This is a genomic window from Neobacillus niacini (assembly GCF_048572935.1).
Classification (GTDB): Bacteria; Bacillota; Bacilli; order Bacillales; family Cytobacillaceae; genus Neobacillus; species Neobacillus niacini.
In genome coordinates this window covers 5600296-5620753 of sequence record NZ_CP183883.1, presented here as the reverse complement: position 1 = coordinate 5620753, position 20458 = coordinate 5600296, and the positions used below count along the sequence as shown (strand labels likewise).

Annotated in this window: 16 protein-coding genes and 1 tRNA gene; 15 read left to right on the top strand and 2 right to left on the bottom strand. The window is 39.0% G+C overall.

Annotated elements, in window-relative coordinates; translation table 11 throughout:
- Positions 1–37: 37 nt before the first annotated feature.
- From ACN6MT_RS27550 to ACN6MT_RS27510, 9 genes are all read left to right on the top strand, one after another.
- Positions 38–1063, top strand: coding sequence for an NAD(P)/FAD-dependent oxidoreductase (locus ACN6MT_RS27550; protein WP_419954031.1), 1026 nt, complete (start codon positions 38–40; stop codon positions 1061–1063).
- A gap of 87 nt (positions 1064–1150) precedes the next feature.
- Positions 1151–2233, top strand: a complete 1083-nt coding sequence (locus ACN6MT_RS27545; RefSeq protein WP_419954030.1) for an aromatic ring-hydroxylating oxygenase subunit alpha — start codon at positions 1151–1153, stop codon at positions 2231–2233.
- A complete protein-coding gene (locus tag ACN6MT_RS27540) occupies positions 2226–3677 on the top strand; it encodes an aldehyde dehydrogenase family protein (protein ID WP_419954029.1) in 1452 nt (483 codons plus the stop codon). Before ACN6MT_RS27545 ends, ACN6MT_RS27540 begins: the two co-directional genes overlap by 8 nt.
- 19 nt (positions 3678–3696) lie before the next feature.
- Positions 3697–4788 (top strand): tartrate dehydrogenase, encoded by a 1092-nt coding sequence (locus ACN6MT_RS27535; protein WP_419954028.1) that lies wholly within the window; start codon positions 3697–3699, stop codon positions 4786–4788.
- Positions 4789–4952: 164 nt separating this feature from the next.
- The gene (locus ACN6MT_RS27530; RefSeq protein ID WP_419954027.1) at positions 4953–6494 is read left to right on the top strand and encodes a BCCT family transporter; all 1542 of its coding nucleotides are present in this window, start codon (positions 4953–4955) and stop codon (positions 6492–6494) included.
- A gap of 187 nt (positions 6495–6681) precedes the next feature.
- The gene (locus ACN6MT_RS27525; protein ID WP_419954026.1) at positions 6682–7113 is read left to right on the top strand and encodes a MarR family winged helix-turn-helix transcriptional regulator; all 432 of its coding nucleotides are present in this window, start codon (positions 6682–6684) and stop codon (positions 7111–7113) included.
- Positions 7106–8293, top strand: coding sequence for an MFS transporter (locus ACN6MT_RS27520; RefSeq protein ID WP_419954025.1), 1188 nt, complete (start codon positions 7106–7108; stop codon positions 8291–8293). Before ACN6MT_RS27525 ends, ACN6MT_RS27520 begins: the two co-directional genes overlap by 8 nt.
- Positions 8294–8438: 145 nt before the next feature.
- Positions 8439–10517 carry a DUF4179 domain-containing protein gene (locus ACN6MT_RS27515; protein ID WP_419954024.1) on the top strand — a complete coding sequence of 693 codons (2079 nt, stop codon included), beginning with the start codon at positions 8439–8441 and terminating at the stop codon, positions 10515–10517.
- Between the two features lie 285 nt (positions 10518–10802).
- Positions 10803–10876, top strand: a tRNA-Gly gene (locus ACN6MT_RS27510).
- Positions 10877–10961: 85 nt separating this feature from the next.
- Here ACN6MT_RS27510 and ACN6MT_RS27505 read toward each other — a convergent pair.
- Entirely contained in the window at positions 10962–11633 is a 672-nt protein-coding gene (locus tag ACN6MT_RS27505) for a B3/4 domain-containing protein (protein ID WP_419954023.1), read from the bottom strand.
- Between the two features lie 315 nt (positions 11634–11948).
- Here ACN6MT_RS27505 and queG point away from each other — a divergent pair, with 315 nt between their 5' ends.
- From queG to yhbH, 6 genes are all read left to right on the top strand, one after another.
- Entirely contained in the window at positions 11949–13082 is a 1134-nt protein-coding gene (queG, locus tag ACN6MT_RS27500; protein ID WP_419954022.1) for a tRNA epoxyqueuosine(34) reductase QueG, read from the top strand.
- An 88-nt stretch (positions 13083–13170) separates the two neighbouring features.
- A complete protein-coding gene (locus tag ACN6MT_RS27495) occupies positions 13171–14037 on the top strand; it encodes an amidase domain-containing protein (protein WP_419954021.1) in 867 nt (288 codons plus the stop codon).
- A gap of 66 nt (positions 14038–14103) precedes the next feature.
- Positions 14104–14577: a tRNA (uridine(34)/cytosine(34)/5-carboxymethylaminomethyluridine(34)-2'-O)-methyltransferase TrmL gene (trmL, locus tag ACN6MT_RS27490; protein WP_034674475.1), complete on the top strand. Its 474-nt coding sequence runs from the start codon at positions 14104–14106 to the stop codon at positions 14575–14577.
- Positions 14578–14632: 55 nt separating this feature from the next.
- Positions 14633–15382 (top strand): oxygen-insensitive NADPH nitroreductase, encoded by a 750-nt coding sequence (gene nfsA, locus ACN6MT_RS27485; protein ID WP_419956539.1) that lies wholly within the window; start codon positions 14633–14635, stop codon positions 15380–15382.
- A gap of 420 nt (positions 15383–15802) precedes the next feature.
- The gene (locus ACN6MT_RS27480; protein WP_034674469.1) at positions 15803–17698 is read left to right on the top strand and encodes a PrkA family serine protein kinase; all 1896 of its coding nucleotides are present in this window, start codon (positions 15803–15805) and stop codon (positions 17696–17698) included.
- 282 nt (positions 17699–17980) lie between these two features.
- Positions 17981–19147: a sporulation protein YhbH gene (gene yhbH / locus ACN6MT_RS27475; protein ID WP_034674467.1), complete on the top strand. Its 1167-nt coding sequence runs from the start codon at positions 17981–17983 to the stop codon at positions 19145–19147.
- A gap of 44 nt (positions 19148–19191) precedes the next feature.
- On the opposite strand, the gene ACN6MT_RS27470 is transcribed toward yhbH, so the two are convergent.
- Positions 19192–20454 (bottom strand): ATP-binding protein, encoded by a 1263-nt coding sequence (locus tag ACN6MT_RS27470; RefSeq protein ID WP_419954020.1) that lies wholly within the window; start codon positions 20452–20454, stop codon positions 19192–19194.
- Positions 20455–20458: the final 4 nt, after the last annotated feature.

The window sequence follows — 20458 nt, the reverse complement described above, 5'->3', positions numbered from 1 at the left end:
TAACGGTCTTACCATAAAAACAAAAGGGAGGTAGCATATGGGAGAACAGCTAGAAACTTTTGATATTACCATTATAGGCGGAGGACCGGTTGGCATATTTACCGCGTTTTATGCGGGAATGCGCCAAGCTTCGGTAAAAATAATTGAAAGTCTGCCTCAATTAGGTGGACAATTGTCTGCTTTGTACCCTGAGAAATATATTTATGATATTGCAGGGCTCCCAAAGGTGAGAGCAGGTGAGCTCATTGACAATTTAATTGAGCAAATGAATCAGTTTGAACCGACCGTTTGCTTAGAGGAATCAGTGGAGAGTATTACCCGTCTATCAGATCAGTCCTTTGCTATCCACACAAACAAAGAAACTCATTTTACGAAAGCAGTCATTATTACTGCAGGAAATGGTGCCTTTCAACCGCGGAGGCTGAAATTAAAGGGTGAAGAAAACTTTGAAAACGCTAACCTTTATTATTCTGTTCAGGATATGAATCAATTTACTGGACGAAAAGTGGCGATATTTGGAGGTGGTGATTCCGCCGTTGATTGGGCATTAATGCTTGAACCAATAGCAGAGAAGGTCTCACTAATTCACAGAAGAGATAAATTCCGAGCACATGAACACAGTGTGGAATTATTGAAAAAATCAAAAGTAGAGATTTTAACACCGTTTGTTCCTGCTGAACTAATTGGTGAAGACAGAGTAGAAAAGGTAGTTTTGACAGAAGCAAACACTGGAGAGTCATTGGAACTCGAGGTGGATGATGTCCTTGTCAATTACGGGTTTGTCTCTTCGCTCGGTCCGATAAAAGAGTGGGGGTTAGAAATCGAAGGGAATGCAATTGTTGTCAATTCCCAAATGGAAACTTCTATCGCTGGGATTTATGCTGCAGGGGATATTTGTACGTATAAAGGAAAAGTGAAGCTGATTGCCAGTGGGTTTGGGGAGGCACCGACTGCGGTCAGTAATGCTAAGGTCTATCTTGACCCAAAATCAAAAGTACAGCCGCTTCACAGTACTAGCATTATGGATAAAAAAGACAAAAGCCCTTCAGTTGTTCCTAATTAGGATTCAATTTATTGGAAAATGTATGAGCTGTAAGACTAGTAACGCCAAATTTATATCAAAAATTATTTATTTATGGGGGAAAAAATAATGGCTTATAACAAAGTGCAAAATGCAACAAACCGTACATTTGAAAGAACGTTACCATATGACAAATATACAAATCCTAAAGTTTTGGAAAAAGAAATGGATGTTGTTTTCTCAAAATCATGGCAGCTAGTTGGACATGTTAGCCAGCTAGAAAAGCCAGGGGACTTTTTTACTGTTGATGTAGCGGGTGAGCCTATTCTTGTAAATCGCGGAAAAGACGAAGTGATACGTGCTTTTTACAATGTTTGTCCGCATCGTGCCACAAAGCTTGAAAGAACAGAGGCTGGTAATAAGAAAATCTTGCAATGCGGGTATCATGGATGGACCTTCAAGCTTGATGGGCAGTTGAATAAAGCACCCAACTTTAGAGGAGAAGACGAGGCGTGTGTGAAGGATGCTTGTTTACGGTCTGTTCGCATCGGGATTATGGAATCCTTAATTTTTGTAAATCTTGATGATAATGCAAAGCCGTTAAGCGAGTCATATGGTGATTTCTTTGAAAAATTGAGCAAGTTCCCATTCTTAAGTGAGTTAAAAAGAACTCACCAAAGAACACGTGTGGTGAAAGCAAACTGGAAGGCTTATATTGACAACTATTTGGAATGTGACCATTGCCATGTTGCCCATCCAAGTTTTGTAGCAGCACTGGATATGAATAATTATCAAATCATTACCTGTGACAATTATTCGATTCAAGGTACCATTGTAAAACCAGACAAAAAATATGGAGAGGTTAATCTAGATGAAGCCGAAATGCAAGGTGGTTCATTCTACTGGTTATGGCCTAATTTGATGGTAACGATTTACCCAGGGCCTGGTAATATGGCTACGATTCAAATGATACCAATTGATCACGAAACATCTTTGGCTGTTTATACCTATTATTTCCGGGATGAGAACTTGACTCAAGATGAAAAAGACTTAGTGGCATTTGCGGAACAAGTTCGTCAGGAAGATATCGAGCTCGTGGAGTTGGAGCAAATTGGTTTCCGTTCCCGTGCATTTAATAATGGAAGATATTCATCTTCTGAAAAAGCAATATTACAATTTCATGAAATGGTATTGGAGGCCCTAAATGAGTAAAAATGTGAGTGAATTACAGTCTGCGAAACAGTTCTTAATGATTAATGGCGAAAAAATAGAAACAACGAAATACGCACCACTTTTCTCCCCTTATTCAGGAGAGGAAATCGCCCAAATTGCCATGGCAGATAAAGAGATTACACAAAAAGCAATAGAGGCTGCCTACAACGCACGAGAGGTAATGGCGAAAATGCCAGCCTATAAGCGGGCAGGAATTTTGGAAAAGGTGGTTGCTCTTTTAATAGAAAAAGCAGATGAGGCAGCGGAAATCATTACACGTGAATCTGCAAAACCAATTATGTTCTCTAAAGCAGAAGTGGCGAGAACCATTGAAACTTATAAGTTTGCGGCGGAAGAAGCAAAACGAATTCATGGTGAAACCATTCCTTTCGATGCAGCAGTTGGCGGGGTCGGCCGCATTGGATATACGGTGAGAGAACCGATTGGAGTAATCGGGGCCATCACACCGTTTAACTTTCCTATGAATCTAGTAGCACATAAAGTAGGGCCGGCGATTGCGGCAGGAAACACGATTGTCCTAAAGCCTGCATCCCAGACACCGCTTTCTGCGCTCTTTATCGCTGAACTCTTTTCTGATGCTGGTCTTCCAGCAGGCGCATTGAATGTTGTGACTGGTCCTGGTGGTACCGTAGGTGAAGCAATCGTGGAAGATGAACGAGTGAACATGGTAACCTTTACGGGAAGCCCGAGTGTAGGGATTGGCATCCGCAATAAAGCTGGATTAAAAAAGACGACATTGGAGCTTGGTTCCAATTCAGCTCTAATTATTGATAAAGACATTGAGATTGATCCAATTATCGATCGTTGTATCATGGGCGCTTTCTCTAACCAAGGTCAAGTTTGTATTTCCTTACAGCGTGTTTATGCTCATGAAGAGGTTTATGAGGAATTTGTAACGAAATTCACGGCAGCAACGAAGCAATTGAGAATGGGTGATCCATTTGATCCGGAAACCTATATTTCAGCGTTAATTTCAAAAGGAGAAGCTGAACGTGTAGCAGGGTGGATTGAGGAAACGAAAGGGAGCAAGGCAAACATCGCTGCCGGCGGAAAGCTGAATGACGGCATTCTTGAGCCAACCATTATTACCGATGCGGAACACAATTTAAAAGTCTCTTGTCAGGAAGCCTTTGCACCAGTTGTCGTGGTGAACAAAGTAAGGTCAGTAGAGGAAGCAATAAGAGAGGTAAATAACTCTCGCTTTGGACTCCAAGCTGGAATTTACACCAATAGTGTGAAAAATGCTCTTTTTGCCTCACAGGAATTACACGTTGGTGGTGTTATGATTAATGATGTTCCAACCTATCGTGTTGATCAAATGCCTTACGGAGGAGTAAAAGAAAGCGGTACTGGCCGTGAAGGCATAAAGTATGCTGTAGAAGAAATGACCGAAATGAAATTAATTGTCTGGAATCATAGCTGAAAAAAAGGGAGTAATCGACGTGAAAAAACTAAAAGTTGCTGTAATTGCCGGTGATGGCGTTGGTCCTGAAGTAATAAACGAGGGGATTAAAGTATTAAATAAAGTGGCCGAAATCGATTCAACCTTTCAATTTGATTTCACCTATTTTCCGTGGGGCTGCGAATTTTACACGAAACATGGAAAAATGATGGATGATGATGGAATCGAGCAGCTTAAAGAATTTGACGCGATCTACTTGGGGGCAGTCGGATTTCCTGGCGTTCCCGACCATATCTCGTTATGGGATTTATTGCTGAAAATCCGAAAAAGCTTTGATCAATATGTAAATATACGTCCCGTGACGTTATTAAAAGGGGCAAAAACAGCCTTAAATGATGTGAAACGGGAAGACATCAATATGTTGTTCATCCGTGAAAACAGTGAAGGGGAATATTCCGGGGCTGGAGATTGGCTGTTTAAAGGGCAAGATCACGAAGTGGTTTTACAAAACAGTGTTTTTTCCAGAAAGGGAACGGAACGAATTATTCGTTATGCCTTTGAAACGGCAAAAAAAGAAGGAAGGTCCCTGACAAGTATATCGAAAGGAAACGCATTGAATTATTCGATGGTCTTTTGGGATCAAGTTTTTGAAGAAGTAAGTGCCGAATATCCTGAAGTGGAAACCGCATCTTACCTTGTCGACGCAGCGGCCATGCTGATGATTAAAGATCCGAAGCGTTTTGAAGTGGTTGTAACCTCTAACTTGTTCGGTGATATTTTGACCGATTTAGGTGCAGCGATTGCTGGTGGAATTGGGCTCGCTGCAGGGGCAAATATTAATCCTGAAAGAGAGTTTCCATCCATGTTTGAGCCGATTCATGGTTCTGCACCTGACATCGCGGGACGAGCCATTGCGAATCCATTAGCGACGATTTGGTCCGCAAGTCAGATGCTAGACTTTTTCGGCTATGAGGAATATGGAAAACTAGTACTTGACGCCATTGAGCAACTTTTGATAGAAGGGCAAGTCCTAACGCCAGATATGAATGGAACGGCTGCAACACACGAAGTAGCTGACAGGATTATTGAAATCATTGCTTCAACCGTTTCTTCAAATAAGTTAAACGTGTAAAAAATGTGTGGTATCATATGAAGGAGCTTTCTTTCATGCGATACCATACTGATTTAAAAATTCAAAATATTCCCACGATGTGTAACTGCGTTTTTTTTACTTTGTTTAGAAATCGCTTACATCCTGGATGTCTCCATACAGACTATTATAAAAGGAGTGTTGGTATGAACGGTAAGAAAACAGTATTCTATATTTCGTTAGCTATTAGTTTAGCTTTAATCAGTGTCGGTATATTTGCACCAAAGCAGTTAGAGAATTTCTCCAACTCATCTCTGAGTTTTATTTATAATAATTTAGGCTGGTTTATTCTAGGCAGTGTTTTTATCTTCTTTTCTTTCTGTATGTATATTGGGATTTCAAAGTTTGGACATATTCGATTAGGTGATGATGCAGATCGCCCTGAATTTAAAACGAGTACGTGGATTGCCATGCTTTTCAGTGCTTCTATCGGGATTAGTCTAGTGTTTTGGGGAGTTGCAGAGCCTGTATCCTACTATATTGATCCTCCGTTCGGAAAGGCATCCTCCGAAGAATCAGCAAAGCTCGCGATGCAATTTGTTTATCTGCACTGGGGTGTTTCCGCATGGGCATGTTATGGAGTGGTAGGAGTTTCTCTAGCATTCTTTCAATTTAGAAAAAAATTACCTGCTTCTTTAAGTTCCGTTTTTCACCCATTATTAGGAGACAAAATTAAAGGTAGGTTCGGCAAGTTTATTGATATCATTGTTATTCTTTCAATCGTAATTGGAATTGCTACGTCACTAGGATTTGGAACATTACAAGTGAATAGCGGAATGAATTACCTATGGGGGATTCCAGTTGGGTTTCTCTCTCAAGTCATTATCATTGGTGTCGTAACCGTACTTTATCTTGGATCAACGGTATCAGGGCTGCAAAGTGGCATGAAACACTTATCCAATCTGAATATGCTTCTAGCATTTCTTTTATTAGCCTTTATGCTAGTACTCGGACCTACGCAATCGATTTTAAAGATCTTTTTCCAAGGAATTGGCGATTATGCACAAAACTTTATCGGTATGTCATTTAGAACCGAGCCATACAATGATGGATCCTGGATCGGAAGTTGGACACTCTTCTATTTTGGCTGGTGGATTGCATGGGCACCATTAGTAGGAAGTTTTGTGGCGAGGATTTCTAAAGGGAGAACCATTAAAGAATTTATGATGGGGGCAATCTTTATCCCTGTACTTGGCTCCTTTTTATGGTTTGCGGTTATGGGAGGATCAGCGATTGATCTTATCCAAAATCAAGGTCAGACAGCCATCGCAGAAGCGGTATCCTCGGATGTAACGTCTGCACTCTTTAAATTTTTTGAGTATTTCCCTATGAGTACATTTTTAAGTATATTAGCAATGGTACTGGTACTTATTTTCTTTATTACTTCTGCGGATTCAGCCATTTTTGTCCTTGGGATGATTAGTGAAAACGGAAATCCGAATCCGACTCATACTACTAAAATCATTTGGGGTGTTATCATCGCAGCAGTTTCTGCTGTATTAATTATGACAGGTGGTTTGTCGGGACTGCAATCAGCCCTCGTCGCAACATCGATACCACTTGCCATTTTAATGTTATTTATGTGTTACTCCACCTATAAAGGGCTGTCAGACGAATTGAAAATCATGTCAGTAAAAAAAGAACAAGCAGTCACTTTAAAGAATAAAATTATTTCAAAGAAAGCTTAGGGATTCGATATAGCGCCCTATAAACGATTACTATCTGCAAGCCCAACGTGATCCTGCACGTTGGGCTATTTTATTATATAGAATGCTAGTAAGTTGTCTCCCTTGACATCTTTGTCAAAAAAAAATATAGTTATCAAGGGTAATGGTTACCTATAGTAACTATTTTAATTTGGAGGGATGGAAGGAAATGGAAGGTTTTTTTCAGCGCTATTTAAGTCTGTATCGACCACTTATAACAAAATTAAATGAACTAATGAGTACTTATGAGCTTTCATATTCTTTATGGCAAGTTATTTTTTATATAAAAAATAATGGCCCTTCGACACTTGTAGATATAGCAAATAAATATAATGTTGAAAAACCAACGATTACCAGGAGGGTTCAACGTTTGGAAGACCTCAAAATAGTAAAGCATATCCCTGGTGTGGATAGGCGAGAAAAGGTTATTCAGTTAACCGAAATAGGAGAAGAAGTCTACCAAGCATGCAGAAAAAAAATTACGGCAATAGAAAACAGTATTATGGAAGGTATAACAAATGAAGATCAACAGATAACATTTCAAACTCTTCCTAAAATACAGGAAAATGTTTTGAAAGGAGCGGGAGGAAAAAGTGAGTAAACCTAAATTATGGACTAAGGACTTTATCATTGTCTCCGGCGTTAATTTTTTACTAACGTTGGTCTTTTATTTATTAATCGTCATTATCGGTGTTTATGCAGTAGAAGAATACCATGCTACCACAAGCCAAGCCGGGCTTGTTACCGGAATTTTTATTGTTGGGACATTATTTGGGCGTCTCTTTATTGGCCGCAGTATCGATTCAATTGGCCGTAAAAAAACGTTGTTCATTGGATTAATTCTTTATTTATTAACAACTTCTTTATATTTTATCCATTGGGGTATCACCTTCCTGCTAATTACTCGTTTTTTACATGGTATTACACTGGGTATTGCCAGCACAGCAACCGGTACAATTGTGGCTCAGATTATCCCTAAAAGACGAAAAGGAGAAGGTATTGGCTATTACAGTATGAGCTCGACATTGGCTACAGCAATCGGACCATTCATTGGACTTTATATGAGCCAACATACAAGCACTCTCGTAATTTTTGGCCTTTGTTTTGCTCTAGCAATATTTAGTTTGATCACGGCATTCTTTGTGTATGTGCCGGCAATAGATGGCGGAACAAAGACAACTGAAAGAATAGGCGTCAAACTCTCTCATTTTATTGAGCCAAAGGCGATTCCCATTGCTTTCATTACTTTAATTATTGGTTTCTGTTACTCAAGCGTTCTTTCTTTTATAAATTTCTATGCCATTGAAATTGACCTGGTTAGTGCTGCAAGTTTTTTCTTCCTAGTTTATTCCATTGCAGTATTGATTTCACGCCCATTCACAGGACGGTTAATGGACGTGAAAGGGGCAAATTATGTGATGTATCCAGCCTTTGTTCTCTTTGCAGCTGGAATGTTGCTTTTAGGCTCAGCTCACAGCAGCGTTACTTTGTTAGCAGCGGGTATATTGATTGGACTCGGATTTGGGAACATGCAGTCATGCACTCAGGCAATCGCTGTTAAATTGACTCCTCCTCATCGAATGGGGTTGGCAACGTCGACTTTCTTTATATTTCTAGACGCTGGGCTTGGATTCGGTCCTTACTTGCTTGGATTCTTCCTTCCTTTTTCAAACTACAGTACTCTTTATATGATCTTAGGCGTTATCGTATTGGCAGCTTCGGGTATTTACTTTTTACTGCACGGAAAGAAAGAGAGAACAAGTACAAAAGCTTTAGTTTAATAATTAAAAGGGGACATCTTTTATATGAGATGTTCCTTCTTTTTTTTAGAATAAGAGGAAATTTTAGTAAATTGTCGAATAATGCATGAAGGGAGTTTTTAAATTCAGGAATGTTTAAAAGACTGTTAAAGGGGGGAACACTTCCATGATCCCAGCAAAAATAAATTCCACTGAAATCGCCCCAATAAGGGAAAAAGGGATAGAATCCATCGTCGACTGGTTTGATCAGCATAAACAATCGTTCTATACCCTTGGCTGGTCCTATCTTAGAAATCAGCAGCAAGTTGAAGAGCTTTTCTACCAGTCCATTATAAAAGTCCACAGGGAATGGTCTCGATTTAAAGGTGAAATATCATTCAAAACGTGGGTTACATCGATTTTCATGCACAACTGCAAAGAAATTGCTCCAAGTAGAAGTTTACAAGCTTCAAAGGAAAGTGAACAACAAAAAAGGTTATTTAACGCACTTGATCAATTGAGAGAGAACGAAAAAGAAGCGATGGTCCTTATATATGTAGTGCGGATCTCTAAGGAGGAAGCAGGACATCTGCTTCAAGTTTCAGCGGAAAAGATGAATGACCTATTGTTTACCGGAATCCAGTCACTTAGAGGAGAAATGGGATTCGGCTCAGCCTTTAATGGTTGTATGGAGTACCAGAGGGATTATATTGATTACTTAGAAAGAACCCTTGATCGGCCGAATAAGATTGAGTTAGAAAAACATCTTTATCATTGTCAAAACTGTCAGGAGGATTTATCTTCCTTTCAGGAAGTCATGGTAACCTTGGTAAATCTTCCAGACCAGATCGATGATTTGCATGTGCCGCCTGGTTTCATTGAGAACATCAAAACCAGATTAATAGTAAAGGAAAATCAGAGAAAACGGAAGAACAAGAGACAGATAAGAAAAGGACTAGCCTTTGCAGGTGTAATTGCATTAGTAATAGGAATTGATTTTTTTACAGGGGTGTTTTCGAACCTATACTATAATTGGACAGAAAAAAATCAGGAATTGCGCGCCTTTTTGCATCAGGATCTGGGAGAGAGGCTGAATCTGGAAGATGAGAGCGACGGGGTAAAAATTAAGATTAAGAGTGCGATATCCGATGAGGTTCAGACGCTTGTTTTTTATGAAATCGAAGATATGAAAAAAGACAATCGATATGTGATCAATAATTTTGAAGGAGTTTATGTGGAGAACCAACATGAAATCATGGATGGAGATGGATACCAAGGGTACTATCCTCCTGACCTTGAAGCGGATATGAATAAAGAGGAAAAGAACGTTTATCACGGAAAAATCAGTCTGCAGCCAATTAATAAGGATAACGGGACAATTAAACTGCAGATCTCCAAGCTTCAGAGAATAATTCGTGATTCCGCTAACCAAGATGGTGGGTTGGGTTTCCAAATCATGGGGGATAAAATAGGGAAGTGGACCTTCGAAATCCCTGTAACCAAAAAGCCTTCCGTTAAATATGTATTGAAGGGTGAAACAGAGGTTGAGGGAATACCGGTTCGATTTGAAAAACTAACCATTGCGCCCACAGCAACCATTTTGCACTATGATATTAATATGACCCAGCCAAACAAGCGGATCGATAATCTAAATTTTGATCATCTCCAAGTAAATGATAAAAAAGTGAACGCAGATATGACTAGCAGATATTTATTCGATACACAACTTGATGAAAATTGGCTATCTTTTCAAAGATACTTTGGCCCTCTATTTGGAGAGAAGCCAAAGAATGTTAATGTTCAACTCGAATCGGCTCAATTAACATTTGATGACCATAAAATTATTGAACTGGATGCTTCTAATAATTATCCTCAAACCTTTGAATATGCTGGCAGTTCCCTATCCATTGATAAGGTAGAAGCTGGGCAGCCGGCTAACGTAATCATAAGCAATCATGAAGTTAAGAATCGTGTATATGATGCGTTTCACTTCCAAATCTTTGGTGAGGATGAAAACGAAATGAATTCTATGGAGATCCATACAGAGGGAGTACTCATGGATAAAAATGGGGTAGTTTACGATGTTAATAAAACTCCTGTCATCTATGAAGAAATTGAGCAGCCTCGCAATTTAGTGACTGTGTTTAACATGAAGTTAAAAAATGAAAGCTCCGGAGAAAAAGTAAATCCAAAAAGGCTTGAGATCTATGGGTATTATGCCATGAAATATTTGGATGATGTTATCAAGATTTCGGTGGAAAAATAAGTGAGGATTGATTATAATATTCGAAAAAAATAATAACTCTGGGGATTAAATTCAAGCGTTGGTAGGTCAACATTCGTTTAATTATATAGAATTAGTAAAAAAATTTAATAAAATTGTACTTTTATTGATAAAATGGCATATCATTAAACAAAAAGGTCTAGGGATTTTTTTGTTTAATGATTTTTTTCGACAAAAAACGCGAAATCCTCTTGACGATAAGAAAAAAACTTTGTATTATAATAACTGTGTTTAAGTTCTTCACTTTTTGTTCATAATTTTATACATGCGGGTGTAGTTTAATGGTAAAACCTCAGCCTTCCAAGCTGATGTCGTGAGTTCGATTCTCATCACCCGCTCCATACATATTACCAAACGCAGTGTATCGTTACATGAGAACGATGCATTGCGTTTTTTTATATTTTTACTGTATTTAAAAAGGCGGTGCTAATCGCTCCCAATTATATAGAAGCTAGCGTCACCGCCGTGAATTTGGGTAAACATTTTCATTAATGACTCAGTCAGCCTTTCAGCACTATTTAGGGATGTTGTCGGCTGTAAATAGATGATCTGAAGTGCATTTTTGGTTGTTTCCGTTACTGGCGCACGATTAGAATCGACAAAAGGACTTCCAAATGGTCCATGCTTGTCCGAGGAGACAATCAGGTTTTCTAATGAGTTCAAACGGCCATTCAGTCCAATATATTCTTCTCCTGCCTTTGCTACCTCGATAGTAACGGGTCCCGCTAAGGAATCGGTGTTATAAATGCCAATTGGGACTTGATATTGGAGGGAGAAAAAGTTATTGATATCGATAGCACTTTGCACCGTGGTTAGATAATTCTGTTTTTGAACTCTTCGATATAATGCCTCTGCAGAATGCCGGTACCGGTTAGGGTCCCTGCCAAATGCTTTGAAAATATGGCGCCACTCCTGAATTCCAGGCAGATCGGTTAAATTTTTCGTTTCTAAATCAAAGTAAATGGACTCTTGAAACAGCTGCAATCTTCCTTTTACCATTTGTGGGGAATCACCTACAGTAATACCTTTGTATTCGATGATTCCAAGCTTGAAATTTGGAATCCTGCTAATGATTTCCGGAGAAAGCTGAATTTCCAATGATTCCACCTCCAAAATATAATAAAAATAGTTTATCATAATGAGATGTAGAACGAGAAATTAACGGCTTGATTTGATTTTTGATTTCTAATTAAAATGCCTGATGAAGGACAAGTCAGAAAAGATTCTAGAGAGATTAGTCCTTCATAGGGTAGATGAAGGACTAATCAGAAAAGATTCCAGAGAGATTCGTCCTTCATAGGGTTGATGAAGGACAAATCAGAAAAGTTACCAGAGAGATTCGACCTTCATAAGGACCCTTTTAAAATAAATCAACATATTAAAACAGCATAGATGAAAGGAGGTTCACACCGAATGAACATTGATCAATTGAAAGAGGAAGTTATCGCCTACAGTAAAATGATTGGCATTGATAAAATTGGGTTTACCACGGCAGACCCTTTTACTGAGCTTAAAAATAGATTAATCCGCCAGCAGGAGCTTGGGTATCAATCCGGATTTGAAGAGCCAGATATAGAAAAACGAGTGACGCCTGCCCTGCTTCTTCCTGAACCACGCTCGATTATTTCTATTGCTCTGGCCTATCCTGCAAAAATGAAGGTTCGTGTAGAAGGGAAAAAAGGGGAGCGAAGGGGCTTTTTTTCCCGGGCTTCATGGGGATTAGATTATCATCATATTTTACGTGATCGACTAAAGAAACTGGAGGAGTTTATCCTCACCAAGGTACCAGAGGCTAGACTCAAATCCATGGTTGATACCGGTGAACTTTCGGATCGGGCGGTTGCAGTTAGGGCTGGGATTGGCTGGAGCGGTAAAAACTGTGCTATCATGACACCGGAGTTTGGCTCCTACGTTTATCTCGGTGAAATGATTACCAGTATCCCCTTTGCTCCCGATGCAGCGATGGAGGATCAGTGCGGCTCCTGTACCGTATGTATCGACGCCTGCCCGACAGGAGCGTTGGTACAAGGCGGACAAATTAATTCACAGCGCTGTATCGCCTATCTAACACAAACAAAATCTATCATTCCTGAGGAATTTAGGGATAAAATCGGTAACCGGGTATATGGCTGTGATTCCTGCCAAACATCCTGCCCAGTCAATAAAGGAAAGGATTTTCATTTTCATGAGGAAATGGAGGCTGATCCGGAGATCGCCAAGCCATTACTAAAACCAATCCTAAAAATGAGCAATCGTGAGTTTAAGAACAAATTTGGATCTGTAGCGGGATCGTGGAGAGGTAAAAAGCCGATTCAGCGCAATGCGATTATCGCACTGGCACATTTTAAGGACGAAAGTGCCATTCCAGATTTACTAAGTGTTTTAGAAAATGAAACCAGCGAGGTTCTAAAGGGAACAGCGGCCTGGGCACTTGGCAAAATTGGCAGTAAAGAAGCACTTGAAGCACTGGAAAAAGCAGCAGCAAAAGAAAATGATTTAGAAGTGAAGAGTGAGATTGAAAAAAGCTTACTAAAACTAAAGAACTAAATGGGTATTGGACATTCTGTCTATGCTCATTTTTTTTGATTAAAATGCCCTTCTGTACATATGTATGAATCAGAAGGGGGAGATGAAGGTGGATCAATCACTCCAAGAATTGTTTGAAGGACGTGTTGAACAATTTGTTTCAAAGAGTAAGCGGCAATCGGGGAATTACGAAAAGGCAGAACAGAAGATGGAGTCTTTTGCGAAACGTTCCGCAGAAATTGTAAAGGTCAAGGCACGAGGGGACATTATAAATCAATCAGTGGATGGCGATTTTCAAACAACCACCTACCAGGTTCATTACCAATATCTGATTAAACAAAAGGGAACGCTGTATCAAGAGGAAGAAGTAGAAGTACGAATGTGCAAGTTTTTTAAAAATGATTTGATTATGGATAAAGAAATAAATCCTTATACGAAGAAGCCAGAGTTGGAAATTACTGAGGAGGAAGAGCAGGAAGAGCGCATTAGTTACCAGTACAATCGCTTAAAAGCTGTTCAATATGCGGAACGCTGGTGGAATAGCTACAATCCCGCCTATAAGACATTTGAAAACAATTGTACGAATTATATCTCGCAATGCCTTCACGCTGGTGAAGCACCGATGAGGGGATATCCTAACCGGGGAACAGGCTGGTGGCTCCGAAATAATAATTGGAGTTATAGTTGGACCGTCGCCAATTCACTGCGTTTGTATTTGGGTAATTCGAAAAGTGGCCTACGGGCAATAGAAGTCAGCAGCCCTGATCAATTACTATTGGGGGATGTCATCTGCTATGATTTTGAAGGAGACGGCCGATATAACCACAATACGATTGTAACCGGTAAGGATGCCTATGGAATGCCGCTTGTTAATGCAAACACGTACAACAGCCGTATGCGGTACTGGGCCTATGAGGATTCATCGGCGTACACTCCAAATATTAAATATAAGTTTTTTACGATTGTGGATGGGTGAGAAAATTTGTTTGGATGATGGATAATGGTATAATGTTGAGAGAGTTTTTTTTATGAGGTGAGATTCTTGGCAATACATGTAGTACTATATCAGCCGCAAATACCTTCAAACACAGGGAACATCGCAAGAACTTGTGCTGGAACTGATACATCCTTACATTTGATTCGTCCATTAGGGTTTTCTACAGATGATAAAATGTTAAAGAGAGCAGGATTGGATTATTGGGAGTTTGTAAACATTGTTTATTATGATTCTCTCGATGATTTTTACCAGAAGAATGAAGGCGGAGAGTTTTTCTATATCACGAAGTTTGGTGAGAAGGCTTATAGTTCTTTTGACTATAGCAATCGTGATAAAGATTATTTTTTCATTTTTGGCCGTGAAACGACCGGGCTTCCAAAAGACGTGATTGAAAATAATAAGGATGTCAGCTTGAGGATTCCGATGAACGAAAATATTCGTTCTTTGAATTTATCGAACACAGCTGCAATTCTAATTTATGAAGCTTTGCGCCAGCAAGACTATCGTCAGTTAAAATAAGTCATAAGAGGCCAAAAGAGGCCTCTTTTTGTTAACTAGAAAGGGTGTAATAGAAATGAATGAAATGATCTCTACTATATTAAATCATCGGTCTATCCGTGATTTTAAGGACAAGCAGTTAAGTGATGAACAAATTAAAACAATTGTTTCTTGTGCACAAGCTGCGTCTACATCTAGTTTTATACAGGCATATTCGATTATAGGCATAAAGAATAAGGATAAAAAGCAAAAGCTTGCTGAGTTAGCAGGAAACCAAGCATATGTTGCTCAAAATGGTCATCTGTTTGTCTTCTGCGCCGATCTAAGCCGACATGAATTTATTGGGGAAATGGAAGGAAAAGATGTTCAGGCTTCGATTGAAAGTACAGAAAAATTTATGGTTGCTGTCATTGATGCATCGTTAGCTGCACAGAATGCTGCTATTGCTGCAGAATCGCTGGGCTTAGGAATTTGTTACATAGGTGGAATCCGTAATAATCTGCAGGCAGTTCAGGAATTATTAAAAACACCAGAGAGAGTAATTCCTCTGTTTGGAATGACAGTCGGCTATCCGGAGAAAATAAATGACCAAAAGCCAAGACTACCTTTTGAACATATCTATCATGAGGATGAATATGAACAGGATAAGGATACTTACCTGCGTCAACTTCAAGAATATAATCAAGTAATTTCAAGTTATTATGAAGAGAGGACAGGTGGAAAACGAAAAGATCGCTGGTCAGAGCAGATGGCGAACATGCTAGAAAAACAAACGAGGATGTATATGAAGGAATTTGTTCAAAAAAATAAAATGAACTTGAGATAAGGTACAGTTTTTACAGTGAAGCGTACAGCTTCTACAAAAATCCCACAAATCGCATACCGTTCTTTTAAAATAATAAAGGCTGCCCCATGGGCAGCCTATTTTAATCTCAAACTTTATTTATTTGAACCTGGCTTATCATTATAACCTGCTGTAAAGATAGCTGCTAGAAACGCCACCATAACCAAAACAATTAGAAATGTTCCCATGCTTATGTAAAGCCTCCTTAATTTTAAGATATTTCTTTAATTAGACACATATACTTTATTATAGCCTATCTTAAAAAAATGAAAAGCACAATATTCCATTCTTTTCATAAAACAAAAAAGATAGGCAGGAATCATTCATCGAGACGCATGTTCAAGTGACCAAGTGCATAGAGTATATTAATCGTCTCTGATAACGCTACAGGGGGAGGGCCTTATGGATATTCTAAAAAAAATCGAGATGTTTAGAGAAGAGGAAGAAAAGCTTCGTTGGGAAGGTTCATTTGGGGATTATTTACAGTTGTTAAAAGAGAAGCCATGGGTTGCACAGTCGGCACATTCACGGGTATACAATATGATCAAAGACTCTGGGATTGAGGAAGTTAAGGGAACAAAGCAATACAATTTCTTTAGTAATCAACTATTTGGTTTAGAGGAGTCACTTGAAAGGCTCGTGGAGGAGTACTTCCATCCTGCAGCCAAACGACTGGACGTAAGAAAACGAATTTTGCTATTAATGGGTCCGGTAAGTGGAGGGAAATCTACTCTTGTTACCATGCTAAAACGTGGGTTAGAGGCCTATTCTCATACGGATAGGGGATCGGTATTTGCCATTAAAGGCTGCCCAATGCATGAAGATCCGCTTCATTTAATCCCGCATCACTTACGTCGAGATTTTTATGAGGAGTACGGTATTCGAATTGAAGGAAATCTTTCACCATTAAATATGATGCGCCTCGAACAGGAGTATGGTGGAAGAATTGAAGATGTATTAGTAGAAAGAATCTTTTTCTCCGAAGATAAGCGTACCGGAATTGGAACGTTCAGCCCTTCGGATCCGAAGTCACAGGATATTGCCGATTTAACAGGGAGCATTGACTTTTCAACGATTGCCGAATTCGGATCTGAGTCAGACCCGCGTGCTTACCGCTTTGACGGAGAATTGAACAAAGCGAACCGTGGGATGATGGAATTCCAGGAAATGTTGAAGTGTGATGAAAAGTTCCTCTGGCACCTGCTGTCATTAACACAGGAAGGCAACTTTAAAGCTGGAAGGTTCGCACTTATTTCAGCAGATGAGCTCATTGTTGCCCACACGAATGAGACGGAATATCGTTCTTTTATCTCGAATAAGAAAAATGAGGCCTTGCATTCGCGGATTATCGTAATGCCAATCCCTTATAACTTAAAAGTTTCACAGGAAGAAAGAATCTATGAAAAGATGATTAGTGAAAGTGATGTATCGGATGTTCATATAGCCCCGCATACATTACGAGTTGCTGCGATGTTTACCATCTTAACTCGTCTGAAGGAGCCAAAAAAGGGTGATATCGATTTAGTTAAGAAAATGCGTCTGTACGATGGTGAAAATGTGGAAGGTTTCAACGCGGTTGATGTCAGCGAACTAAAGAAAGAATATCCGGATGAGGGTATGAGTGGTATTGATCCGCGTTACGTAATTAATAGAATCTCATCTACCATCATTCGCAAGGAAGTACCTTCTATTAATGCCTTGGATGTGCTGCGATCATTAAAAGACGGATTGGATCAACATCCTTCTATTACAGCGGAACTTCGTGAGCGCTATATGAATTATATTTCGGTTGCTCGAAAAGAGTATGATAATATCGCTAAAAACGAAGTTCAAAAAGCATTTGTTTATTCGTATGAAGAATCCGCTAAAACGCTAATGGATAATTACCTTGATAATGTTGAGGCTTACTGTAATAAAGCTAAGCTTCGTGATCCATTAACTGGTGAAGAAATCAATCCAGATGAAAAATTAATGCGATCCATTGAAGAACAAATTGGTATTTCTGAAAACGCCAAAAAAGCGTTCAGAGAAGAAATTTTGATTCGAATTTCTGCATTTGCTAGAAAAGGGAAACGATTCGATTACAACTCACATGACAGGCTTCGAGAAGCGATTCAAAAGAAATTATTTGCTGACCTTAAAGATGTTGTGAAGATTACCACTTCCTCCAAGACACCTGATGAACAGCAATTAAAGAAGATTAACGATGTTGTTGCTAGATTAATTGACGAACACGGCTATAATTCAACATCAGCTAATGAGCTATTACGGTATGTAGGCAGCTTATTAAACCGTTAAAGAGATAGAAAATAGGAGGGACTGGCGGAAGGAATCTGCCAGTCTGTTTTTTTCAATCCGGACACCCAGCAAAAGGCGAAATGTATGGAAGATAAATTAACGAATGCTCGTCCATTTTTAAGAGTATAAGCCTAATTGTCAAAATAATTTGTAAATTATTTGCGGTTTCTGCATAGGATAAAGTAATCAATATTATATGTATTTTTACACTCGGGTTATTTTATGACAGTTGAAAAAAAATGTGACTTTGGAAAATAAAAAATTTATAAGGAGGGGTTTACATTGTCTGACAACAACCATCAATTTGTGATTTCAAGAGAAGATTGGTCCCTCCACCGCAAAGGCCACGATGACCAACAAAGGCATCAAGAAAAAGTCCAGGAGGCAATTCGAAACAATCTTCCTGACTTAATTACAGAAGAAAGCATCATAATGTCTAATGGACGTGATGTGGTGAAAATTCCAATTCGTTCACTAGACGAATATAAAATCCGCTACAATTATGATAAGAACAAACACGTGGGCCAAGGTGACGGTGAGAGCCAAGTAGGTGACGTAATTGCTCGTGACGGATCAAGTCAGCAAAAGGGTCCAGGAAAAGGGCAAGGTGCTGGGGATCAAGCAGGTGAAGATTACTTTGAAGCAGAAGTTTCGTTAATGGAATTAGAGGAAGCTTTGTTTAAACAACTAGAGCTTCCAAATCTTAAAAGAAAAGAAGAGCAAGAGCACTTAGTTGAAAATATTGAATTCAATGATATTCGCAAAACAGGACTTATGGGTAATATTGATAAAAAGCGTACCATGATGTCTGCATTTAAGAGAAATGCGATGACTGGGAAACCTGCATTCCATCCTATTTATAAGGAAGATTTGAAATTTAAGACTTGGAATGAAATAATAAAACCGGATTCCAAGGCAGTCGTGATTGCCATGATGGATACGAGTGGATCTATGGGGATATGGGAAAAGTATATGGCTAGAAGCTTTTTCTTTTGGATGACCCGTTTCTTACGTACAAAATATGAAACAGTTGAAATTGAATTTATTGCCCATCATACAGAAGCTAAGGTTGTAACAGAAGAGGATTTCTTCTCCAAGGGTGAAAGCGGAGGAACGATCTGTTCGTCTGCATACCGAAAAGCCTTAGAAATCATCGATGCTAAATATAATCCACGTAAGTTCAACATCTATCCATTCCACTTTTCTGATGGTGATAATTTAACATCTGATAATGCTCGCTGCGTCAAGCTGGTTGAAGAACTCATGAAAGTTTCAAACATGTTTGGCTACGGAGAGGTAAATCAGTATAATCGTCATTCTACATTAATGTCAGCTTATAAGAATATCAAGGATGAGCAGTTCCGCTATTATATTCTCAAGCAAAAAGCGGATGTATTCCATGCGATGAAAAGCTTTTTCCAAAAAGAAGAAAATAAGATGTATGCTTAACAAAAATCGACAGGTACAACGCCTGTCGATTTCTTTTATTTAGGTTAAATTTTATATTTCTTTAACGAGGTAACGGTAGGGAATTTAATATAAAAGGTTGTGCCGGCATTAAGCTCGCTTTCTACTCGGATGAAACCATGCATAGCACGTACGATACTATAAACGACCATCATTCCGAGCCCGGTACCGTTCTTTCCTTTTGTTGAATAATACGGTTCACCGAGCCGTTCAAGTTGTTCGGAATTCATGCCAACTCCTGTATCTTTGATACAAATCGTGACATAATCTTGACTAAAGTCCGTTTCAATAGATAATTGCCCACCATTCGGCATTGCCTCAACAGCATTTTTGAGAATATTAATAAAGCACTGGCGGAATCTTTGTCGATCACCCTTAATGAATCCAATCACTGAAAAATTAGTGATAATTTCTACGGAATTTTGATTTGCCATCGGAGTTAGGATGCTAATGATTTGCTTTAGTTCATTTTTAACATTCAGTTCTTCAATGGATACTAAAGATGGCTTCGCAAATGTTAAATAATCTTGAATGACTCTTTCGGCAGAATTTAGTTCATCTTTTACAATCGATAGATACTCTCTGCGTTTATGTCTCGGTAAATAATCATCGTTGAGTAATTGGACAAACCCGCTTGCAGCGGTCAGCGGATTCCGTATTTCATGAGAAATAGCCGCACCCATTTGTTCTACAGCTTTTAGTTTTTCTACTTTTATTAATTCAGACTTAAGCTCCACACTTTTTTTGATATATTCAATCGAATAGGCAATGAGTCCAATACCTAACGGGGGAATCACAAAGTAGGCAAGCAAAACATCATACCAAGGACTGCCCGTATATCTAATCAATTCTCCTCCGGTGGTAAGGATCCCAAGTATTATTCCTAAACAAATAGCTACAGAGATTCGGCGATTGGAAGATTGTTTCCAAAACCAAGGAGTTAATCGAAAAAATACGATTGCAAGTGGAACATAGAGAAGGATTGTAGCAACCAAACCTGTGTCGAAGCCATAAAAGGTTCTAATGATTACCATGGCAATAACAGTAATAAGTCCGATTCCAAGATATAAACCGCCAATGACGATTGGAATAATCCTTAAATCATATCGTGCGTAGGGAACGGGATTATAGGCGAACTGAATACAAATCCATAAAATTAGGACAGAAATGATAATCATAGTGGTTTTAGATAACGTAAATTTCCTGCTTCGATCTAGCCAAATTAAGCAAAAGAGGAGCAATATTATTAAAATGGAAAGATTCAAGAAAAGGTGTTTAGTAATTTCCATCTAT